The organism is Paenibacillus sp. alder61 (assembly GCF_020179875.1).
Lineage (GTDB): Bacteria > Bacillota > Bacilli > Paenibacillales > Paenibacillaceae > Fontibacillus > Fontibacillus faecis.
Genome location: NZ_JAIUDG010000053.1, coordinates 1 through 1,075, shown reverse-complemented (window position 1 = coordinate 1,075; position 1,075 = coordinate 1). Strand labels below are relative to the sequence as shown.

Annotated in this window: 3 protein-coding genes; all 3 read left to right on the top strand. The window is 44.2% G+C overall.

Annotated elements, in window-relative coordinates:
• Positions 1-564, top strand: a 564-nt coding sequence (locus LBW89_RS27345; protein ID WP_225040926.1) for a SufD family Fe-S cluster assembly protein, incomplete at its 5' end; no start/stop codon positions are given.
• A gap of 57 nt (positions 565-621) precedes the next feature.
• Positions 622-834, top strand: coding sequence for a hypothetical protein (locus LBW89_RS27340; RefSeq protein WP_225040925.1), 213 nt, complete (start codon positions 622-624; stop codon positions 832-834).
• Positions 835-881: 47 nt separating this feature from the next.
• The coding region (locus tag LBW89_RS27335; protein WP_225040924.1) for a NifU family protein at positions 882-1,075 on the top strand (194 nt) is incomplete at its 3' end.

Below are 1,075 nucleotides of genomic sequence, written 5' to 3'. Positions count from 1 at the left end.
GAGGAAAACGCCACAATGGAATGGGTGGACGGCAACATCGGCTCCAAGGCAACGATGAAGTATCCGGCTGTAATATTGAAAGGAAGAGGAGCCAAGGGGTCCATCCTGTCTATTGCTGTAGCCGGTAAAGATCAGCATCAGGATGCCGGCGCGAAGGTCATTCACCTTGCTCCCGAGACAACATCTACGATTATATCCAAATCGATCAGCAAACAGGGAGGTAAAGTCAGCTACCGGGGGTTGTCCAGCTTCAGCCGCGATTCCGCAGGGTCCAAGTCCAATATTAAGTGCGATACGTTGATTTTGGACAATCTCTCAACATCAGATACCATTCCGTACAATGAAATTAAAAACGATCAGATTACTTTGGAGCACGAGGCAACCGTATCCAAAGTGTCCGAGGAACAATTATTTTACTTAATGAGCCGCGGGCTTACGGAGCAAGATGCCACACAAATGATTGTCATGGGCTTTATTGAGCCGTTTACCAAAGAACTGCCGATGGAATATGCCGTTGAAATGAATCGGCTAATTCAATTTGAGATGGAAGGGAGCATCGGTTGATTTATTCATTTCATCCATCAAGCGTTTTACTTATTAGGAGGCATGGGGTGTGTTTTAATGAAGAAAAATAACTCGGACATCCCAGAATTAGAGCAAATTACTCGCGAGAAAAAGAAAATTCAATTCTATCTTAATATGCTCTTAGGACTGAGTGCCAGTTGTGGTGTGATGATACCTACGGATCCCATTTATAAGATTTTAATGGAACTTTCAGATCAAGAGGCCTCTCTTACCAAAAAGGCAAAGGATCAATCAGACCATCCGGAATGATAAAGGCATGAATTCATGTTGTTAAAACAATGGGAGGAGCTGGCATTATGGAGGATAACGGGATTTTGTTCGACGAAGTATCGGAAGTGCTTTTCAAACTACGTCCTTTCTTATTGCGTGACGGTGGAGACGCAGAATTGGTCGAGGTTGAGAACGGTGTAGCCAAATTAAGATTTTTGGGAGCCTGCAACGGTTGCCCAAGTGCTACGATTACGTTAAAAGCCGCTATTGAACGCGCAAT